At 58.4% G+C, this 7,866-nt stretch carries 6 protein-coding genes; 4 read left to right on the top strand and 2 right to left on the bottom strand.

Going from position 1 to position 7,866, the window contains the following annotated elements; all coding sequences use genetic code 11:
* The first annotated feature begins 74 nt into the window (after positions 1-74).
* The 3 genes from GPJ75_RS12865 to GPJ75_RS12855 all read left to right on the top strand — a co-directional run bounded on the left by GPJ75_RS12865 (position 75) and on the right by GPJ75_RS12855 (position 3,118).
* Positions 75-1,021, top strand: a protein-coding gene (locus tag GPJ75_RS12865; protein ID WP_246249038.1) for an IS630 family transposase whose coding sequence is annotated in 2 segments (ribosomal slippage) — positions 75-414 and positions 414-1,021 — 948 coding nt in all. Because the reading frame shifts where the segments join, the coding sequence is not laid out codon by codon here.
* Between the two features lie 224 nt (positions 1,022-1,245).
* Positions 1,246-2,436: a hypothetical protein gene (locus GPJ75_RS12860; RefSeq protein WP_163268687.1), complete on the top strand. Its 1,191-nt coding sequence runs from the start codon at positions 1,246-1,248 to the stop codon at positions 2,434-2,436.
* Positions 2,437-2,464: 28 nt separating this feature from the next.
* Positions 2,465-3,118: a hypothetical protein gene (locus tag GPJ75_RS12855; protein ID WP_163268685.1), complete on the top strand. Its 654-nt coding sequence runs from the start codon at positions 2,465-2,467 to the stop codon at positions 3,116-3,118.
* A gap of 6 nt (positions 3,119-3,124) precedes the next feature.
* On the opposite strand, the gene GPJ75_RS12850 is transcribed toward GPJ75_RS12855, so the two are convergent.
* Entirely contained in the window at positions 3,125-4,228 is a 1,104-nt protein-coding gene (locus tag GPJ75_RS12850) for a hypothetical protein (RefSeq protein ID WP_163268683.1), read from the bottom strand.
* 1,841 nt (positions 4,229-6,069) lie between these two features.
* Here GPJ75_RS12850 and GPJ75_RS12845 point away from each other — a divergent pair.
* A complete protein-coding gene (locus GPJ75_RS12845) occupies positions 6,070-6,885 on the top strand; it encodes a ComEC/Rec2 family competence protein (RefSeq protein ID WP_246249037.1) in 816 nt (271 codons plus the stop codon).
* A 95-nt stretch (positions 6,886-6,980) separates the two neighbouring features.
* On the opposite strand, the gene GPJ75_RS12840 is transcribed toward GPJ75_RS12845, so the two are convergent.
* Entirely contained in the window at positions 6,981-7,799 is an 819-nt protein-coding gene (locus GPJ75_RS12840) for a hypothetical protein (RefSeq protein WP_163268681.1), read from the bottom strand.
* Positions 7,800-7,866: the final 67 nt, after the last annotated feature.

The following is a 7,866-nucleotide window of genomic DNA, read 5'->3' as shown; positions in this document are numbered from 1 at the left end:
TTGAACTCCGAGTCGTAGCGTTGATGACACGGATTGGGTTTTATGATTCACCGTCGCCGTTGCAGGAGATGGCGATGGCTCGAGCTTACGGTGAGGATCTTCGGATGCGGGTTCTGGATGCTGCGGCGGCAGGCGCTTCGGCGCGCTCCGTCGCGGCACGGTTTGGCGTCGGCGTTTCGACGGCAATTGTCTGGATCAGGCGGGCGCGTGAGAACGGGGAACGCTCGGCGCGGCGTCAGGGCAAGCCGCGGGGCTCACGCCTGGATGCGCACGAGACGTTCGTTGTTGCCATGATCGAGGCGAACAAGGACGTGACGCTGAACGAGATGGTCGAGCGGCTCGCAGCCGAGCGCTCCGTGTGTATCGGCCGCAGTGCCCTGAGCGCCTGGCTGCGCGGGCGGGGCTGGACGTTCAAAAAAAGTCCGCGCATGCATTGGAGCAGGACCGTCCTGATGTCCTGAAGCGCCGGCAGGATTGGTTCGAAGGCCAACTCGACCTCGACCCTGCCAGGCTTGTCTTCATCGATGAGACCGGCCTGTCCACCAAGATGGCCCGCCTGCGGGGTCGCGCGCCATGCGGCGAACGCTGCCGAGCCGGCATGCCGCATGGGCACTGGAAAACCACCACCTTCACCGGCGCACTGCGCCTGTCCGGCATGACCGCGCCCTTCGTCTACGATGGCGCCATGAATGGCACCGTCTTCCTCGCTTATGTCGAGCAGGTCCTGGTCCCCACCCTGAGGCGCGGCGATGTCGTCATCATGGACAACTTGCCGGCACACAAGGCAGCAGGCGTCCGCGACGCGATCGAGCAAGCCGGTGCAACCCTCATGTTCCTGCCGCCCTATAGCCCGGACTTCAACCCCATCGAGAATGCCTTCTCAAAGCTCAAAGCGCTCCTGCGGGCAAAAGCCGAGCGCACCATCAAAGCGCTCTGGGATACCGCTGGCGCACTCCTCGACCAGTTCACTCCCGCAGAATGCGCAAACTACTTCAGGGCTGCTGGATATGACCCGGATTAAGCCGGACGTGCTCTAGTACTCCTCGACCAGTTCACTCCCGCAGAATGCGCAAACTACTTCAGGGCTGCTGGATATGACCCGGATTAAGCCGGACGTGCTCTAGCGAGGAGCAAGGTGCGCTTGCCTCGGTCAACCAGCCAAAACAGCGCTCGCGACACAAGACTCAACGTCGTTCCTTTGGCTGGAGCAAGGACCGAGCTGCGCGCCGATTTGGCTTCGACGAGATGGACACGTTGCCCTACTGGTACAGCGACCTTCTCAACATCTTCCCACAAGCGCCGGGCGACGAAATTCTTGCGATGGCCGAACGATGGATACTCGATATCTGGAAGGCGCCGATCGACGTGAACAAGTGGGTGATGGAACCGCGGCGTGACACCCGCTTAAGCGACCGAGGATATGATCTTTGGAGTCACCGGCACGGTTCCCTGCCAACGGTCGAACGGTACAGCACTTACCTGGAGTGGCACGCGATGCTCTGCGTTGCCGGCGAACTCCTCGCTGCTTTTCCGGTTGGACCAAAGGAGTATGGCGAGGATCGATTTCAGTCCTGGCTTACGCATTTTCTGCCAACGCAGCCACCACGCTGGCTTTCCGACTTGCGTGGCCCCACACCACTACACCCACATTTTTGGTGGCAGGATAGTCGCAGCGATGCAGGCTGGCTTAGAAACTGCCGTAACGATGAATACCTCGAGGCGCTTGGCTTGCTGAGCACCGCCCCAGAAGGTTGGATCGTTGTCGACGCGAATATATCGAGCGATCATCCAACGAGAGAACAGCGTTGCCGCGTTCACTCTGCGTTGGTGTCGCCTGCCACTGCCGCCGCTCTGACGCGGGCACTTCAAACGACTCGTGATCCATGGGACTTCCGGATACCTGACGAGGATGACGACCTTCAGTTCGATCAATCACCCTATCGTCTGACAGGCTGGCTCGGTTCCTGGCATGGCGATAGCCGCTTCGACAGTCACGATCCTCTCCGGTTCGACGTACGTGCTGTTCAGTCTCGACCGGGCAAACAGATCACCGAGTTCTTACGACTGGGCCGTCGCAACCAGCCGCAAGTACAATGGATCGGCAAGGGATGGGCCGAACCATCCTTCATCTACGAGGCTTGGAGCGACGAGGCTCCATCCGAGCATGAGCCCGAGCGCGTCACAAAATCCGAAGGGTGGCGGCTCCTTGCCAAGATCGATCACGTTGCAGAGTTCCTTACGGAAACTGGTGATGATCTGATCTGTGAAATAAGTATCGAACGTAGACTGAGAAGCCAATACAGTCGTTCCTATGAACCAGAAGCGAAGCAAAAGAAGCACTTCAAAATCCTCGTCCTCGCGCGGGACGGCACCATCAAGGACTTCAGAGGAGACGCTGGCGTTTGGAAAAAGGCTGGTCGCCGAGTACCAGCTTGAACCCGGCGTCGACACGCTCGGCAAATGGATGGCGCATCATATCGCTGAACTCATCAACGATGCGGAGACTGCGACCGGCGCCGACCGGTCATCGAAAGTGACCGTCGCCATCGAAGCGATCCTCATGTTTTGGGATCATCGCGCGACGGTGGATAGGATCGATCCCCTTCGCGACCTCAAACCTCTACTGCAGGTTATCAAGACACTCGATCCGGAAGAAAACCGCTGGGGCATCTATTTTCGGCGTGACGGATATGGAGCGGTTGCCGAGGTCTACAGTGCCTTCCGCGAACTCGTGATTTTCGAACTCTTGCGCCAATCAAAGCATGACATCGATCTCGCCAAGGCGTCTGGCTTTGTCAGCGACGAAGAGCGCGCAACCATCGAGTCATTGAACCTCTGGATAGCCGACTATCAGAAGGAAGCCATTGAAGGGAAGGCGAAGCGCGGGAAAGCGCCTGCGAAAGGCAAACTCGATACGAAGGCGCTTGTTCTGGAGAAGGTTGATAACGCTCGTCGAGCCCTGGACGCCCTAGTCGATGAAATCAATGGCAAGCCTCGCGCTTCATTGACCACCATCAGCCACCTGTTGCTTCGAAAGCTCGTTGGCCAAGAAACCGTCACGACGCCCGAGATCGAGGTTGTCGATGGGAACGACGAAGATGGCAACTCAACGCCATAACGGAGATCAAAGCATCGCTTTGACCGCGACCACCGCATCCTCGACATCGGAGACGACCCGACAGTCATAAAGCTTGTCGAGCGCAAGATGCCTTTCGGTCACCATGACCTGTAGCGGCTTCTCCGTGAGGAAAAGGTTAGCGTATCCCAACGCCGCAATCGCATGTTGAAAATCATAGAGATCATTTGCGCGAAGTTTGCGTCCTTTGTTCCACCGAAGCGAGGCATGCAAGCTCGCGTATATGTGGATGGACGGCAGTTCACCGCGCGCCTTTCCTTTCTCCAGCGCGGCAGCAATCAGGTTCTTGAACATCGACAGCGTAGACGCGCGTTGCTCAGGCGTCGGTTGGTCAAGCGCGATGCCTTGAGCGTGTGCAATTGCCATCAAGATGTCTGGTATCGCACCACACGTAACGTCGACGGCGCCGCGTACTTCGGCTGAGTAGGCTTGCTGAAAACTACGGATAGCGTCCGCATGGGCTGTGATACCTGCGTTCATTGCCTCACTCGCTTCGCCCGTGAGGTCCGGAGGCAAGGGCTGATCCCCTATGGTCGCGACCATTGTCTCGAGTGGTATCGTCCACAAATGATCGAAAAAGGCCTTCTGCACTGCAAGCTCAATGGCAGGATCGAATGGTGTTTGCGAAGGGTGCAGGGTTCCCAAGACGTAGCTGAGCTTAGTCCAGACCAGATGCTTCAAGGGGTGAAGGTCGGCAACGCCTGAGTACTTGTAGAGAAAGCACGCAAGCTCGGTTGCGACCCGTTGCTCCGGTATGATGAGGGTAACGCCCGTGCTCAATTCGTCGACCAGAGTAGCGGTCGCTTTGCGCGAGGAGAGGTCGCTTTGCTTCATCAGTTCGACGAAGACACTTTCGCTGATGGGGCAGAAGAAACGGCCTCGCGCAACGCCATCACGTAGGAGCTGCAATAGCTCTTGTATTTCTCCCGACCCGGCACCGGAGGCGGCCGATCGCAAGAGGATCCAGTACCGCATGTCCAGATAGATCGCCTTCTTGGCAGCAATTGCCGCACCGAGCGCTATCTGGGTGCGCCGCACATGCTCGTCGACACTGATCTCAGGCGATCGCAAATGCTCATCAATGGAAGCCATGCTCCATGGCACCTCGGTTGGGTATAAATGGGTGAGAAATGGCTTGCCTAATTGGTTGTAATTGGCACTCGGTAGAGTTCCGCAGTTCCCACGCTGTGGCCTCGAGGGCGTGGTAGGGCGGGCCCATGCCGAGTGCATGGTGACCGCGATTTGAACACTTCACACTATGATGAGGCAAGGCGCGGTGCCACCTCTACCGGCTACTCGGATGCTTGGTTCCGTCCGGTCCTAGGAAATCTCACAGAACGCTCGAATGACCGGAGAGGGGGGCGAAAAGCTGCCATCGCCCCCGGGCGGAAACCGCGGAGACGGTCAAGCATTCTCGTTTTCGGAGGAGCCACCATCACCCAGGTCACGCAAAAAGTCGGCCGACGGCTGCTCAGAAGCGCTCCGAACCTGATTTGAACCTATCGATTCAAGAGGATAGCGTGTCGTAGAGGATCGTATAATAGAGTGGTCCAGCGTGCTGTAGAGTGGTTGCGGGGGCCTGCAATCATCTTTACTTGCGACCGGCCTCTCCGCTTCATCCCATGCTACTCCAGATGGAAACAGCGCTTCTTGACGAGCTATTTCGCACAGCAGCGTAGGAAACAGACCCAACCGAAATACGACTTCACATGCGTTAACTTGTGCATCTATCAGCACGACTCAATTCTGGCGCGATAGCTGCCGACCACGAGTTGGGACGACCAACGGAAGATTTCAGGCGGCGGCAGGCAAAGGATCGGTTCCTTCGCTGAGGATCGGCAGCGTGGCGCTATTTAAACAATCCATCAATATTTAAATAACAGAGATGCTAACGTAAGCGAGCTTAAATAGGCTCTTCGCTCTCGGCCTACTCCATCAGAAACATAAAGCCGTCCGATCGGCAGTGCTAGCGTATTGGCAAGGAACTTGAGCATCGATGCAACGAATCGGATATGGACCGCGGCCTTCGTCAAACATCGCAGACAGTCTTCATAGCCCACCCATATGCCTGACCTTTCGCATACCAAACTGCTTGCCCGCAGGATCTCCGATTTCTGCCGGCCTCCGTGTCGATCCCGCATTACCCCCGCAGGACAGCACACGGATCAAAGAATTTCTCCTCTGTCTGATCGCCCAGTCGCAAACACTGCCTCGCAAGGCGCGCGGCTACGATTGGGACGAAATCGCCCTTCAATGCGGCCTCGACAGGGATGCTCTTCGGGGCGCAAGAGCGGAGAAACCTGCCCTTCGACCTCGTTCCGCCGATTGATAGATCTACGTCGCCAGCTCGTCGCTGCTCTCGTCTAGGTTCTAATCTAGGATCGACAAGTCTTGTAGCAGAGCGGCACGCGATGTAATTGGCGCTTGCCGCGTTGTCGGCGGGACATGTGCGTGACTAGGAGGCGGCCTTTCACTTCTTCTTCAAAACCGACTATCCGCCGGAGTTTCCGCTACGCCGGCTTTATTCCCGGCTCTCGCGGGTCGACCTGCTCAGCGTCGGTCCGGCTGCGCGCGCGTCCTTTGAGTTCGACTGTGTCGATGCTGATTTCGCCGACAACGTCGACGGAGCCATCGACAAGGCATTCGCCAAGGGCGTCACCGACCCCTTCGCGGTTGTTCGCATTGTAACGACGCCCCGACGATTCGAGGAAGTGGCTGGAGCGGCCGGGACCCCCGGCGCTTGGTTCGCCCTTGAGATCGGTCCCAAGAGTTCAACCACCTCCCTGCCCACCTGGCATGCCCAACTCCAACCCAACGGGTTGCCGTCGCATTCGCGGGGTGTAACGAGCAACATCACCTATCTCGGGTCCGATACGCCTACGGAGCCGCCCGCTCCCAGGCCGCAGAGCGCCGGCGCAGCGGTCTCCAAGCAGGTGACAGTCGCCAGCGCGGTCATCGCGGCTTGTGTGATGCCACCATCAAGCGCCAAGCAGTCCGTCGGCGCGGCGCTTGGATCAATCTTTGGGATCGCATTGCTTCGCGTGAGGGACGTCGGCCAGGCGAGCTTCTCGTCGCTTTGCGACAAGAGCGGGAAGGCCCTCCTGCACTACGACGTCGGGTTCCCGATTTCCTTCAATGGGCACACCTCGCCGAAATCCTTCGATCTGGACGTCGACGAAAAACCGCCGGTCGTGCTTTCCCATTGGGACTGGGATCACCTGCACGCAGCCTTTCTGCATCCTCACCTCATGGAGTGCATCTGGATTGTGCCGGATCAGAAACTCGGCCCGGGTGCCGCTCATCTCGCCCGAATCCTTGCGGCAAAGGGGAACCTGCTAGTACATTCGGTCTCGTCTCCTACGATCTTAGCCTGGGGTGAAATTGCCCAGGCCGCAGGACCGCTGGCGAGCGCGAACGATGCGGGCCTGACCATCTCGCTAGCCGTCTCGAGCGGGCACACGGTCCTGCTGACGGGCGATGCTGACTACGCCTTCCTTTCGCACACTGCGCAGGCACCGGTCGACTTCCTCGTTGCCACGCATCATGGTGCAAGGTTCGCGTCGGGAGGAACCGCTATCCCGTCTCCCGGCTCGGCCGCCGGGGCATTACTGCTCTCCTATGGCAAGCGCAATGTCTATCGTCATCCTCATGCCGACGCGCTCAGGAACCATAGGAACGCAGGCTGGATCAATCAGCTTTCGACCGCTCACACATCCACAGGTCCGCGCGGCGACCGAACGGTGCCATAGCGATGCACGTGATGGCGTCGTTGAATCAGATGTCGCTGCTTTCCAATTTGGTCCACGGCAGCAGCGATATCCACCCCTACGGGCGCTAGCGTAGCCTATAGAGCCGGATCACCAACGCCATTTGCTTCCGCCCAGGCTTGCTCGATGGCATCTCGTGTTTTCGCAGCAATTTCGAGATTCTCAATCCGGCTGATCATGAAGGCGCGCCGACCAGCGTCCTTCAATGATGCGCCGATATGAAATACGTCCTGATCATCGACCACCACAAATCGATCATGGAAAACCTCGCTAGTGCGGAGCTTGACATGGAACTGGGGGAATTGCTTCCGGAAGGCTCCCAATTCGGCGGGGAAGTCGTGCTTCACACTCTGTTTGCTTGTGAGCAGGCGTACCGAAAGCGGTGATACGCCAAGGGATTTCAGTGTGAGCAACAGGCTCGCCCCGACATATCCGTCGACCACAAGGAGCGAACGTTGTGCGCGACCCAGAATGTCTCGGATCGCCACATAGGCGTCATACTCGGAATTCGGCTGAAAAAACTGCTCGCTGACCAGCGCGTCCTGCGTCAAGAGCACACCGGCCTCTGTAATCATCCAGCCGATATCGGCGAGGCGCTCATTCAGAACCCGATGAAGTTCCTCGCCATCGGCCCGACGCAATAGCGCCTTCACGATGATCTGGACGAACAGGCCTCGCTGGTCCGGCTCCATGGCCTGATAAGCGCGCTGAATGTCTCGTCGCAGGGCGCGAATTCGGGTCGAATGGGAGTAGGCGTCCGCACGCGAAAACGGCCGCCAGTCGACGTCAACGCCAGTCGTTGCGATCGCATCCTCGACAAAATCAGAGTCCCTCGTCTCGTACAGGACCACCGAAATCGGACCCCAAGGGTCGAACCGCACGCTTAGCTCGGACATCGGATCACTCGCTACCCTTGCGCCCTGTCTCTGCGGCCAATAACCAGCGTGCAGAAACCGCAATAAT

Origin of the sequence: Chelativorans alearensis, assembly GCF_010993735.1 — a bacterium.
Classification (GTDB): Bacteria; Pseudomonadota; Alphaproteobacteria; order Rhizobiales; family Rhizobiaceae; genus Chelativorans; species Chelativorans alearense.
The sequence above is the reverse complement of the archived record's forward strand: the minus strand, read 5'-3'. Positions and strand labels throughout refer to the sequence as shown.

Coding starts and splice junctions, on each gene's coding strand:
- GPJ75_RS12860 (WP_163268687.1), top strand. CDS start 1,246: ATGGACACGTTGCCCTACTGGTACAGCGACCTTCTCAACATCTTCCCA.
- GPJ75_RS12855 (WP_163268685.1), top strand. CDS start 2,465: ATGGCGCATCATATCGCTGAACTCATCAACGATGCGGAGACTGCGACC.
- GPJ75_RS12850 (WP_163268683.1), bottom strand. CDS start 4,228: ATGGCTTCCATTGATGAGCATTTGCGATCGCCTGAGATCAGTGTCGAC.
- GPJ75_RS12840 (WP_163268681.1), bottom strand. CDS start 7,799: ATGTCCGAGCTAAGCGTGCGGTTCGACCCTTGGGGTCCGATTTCGGTG.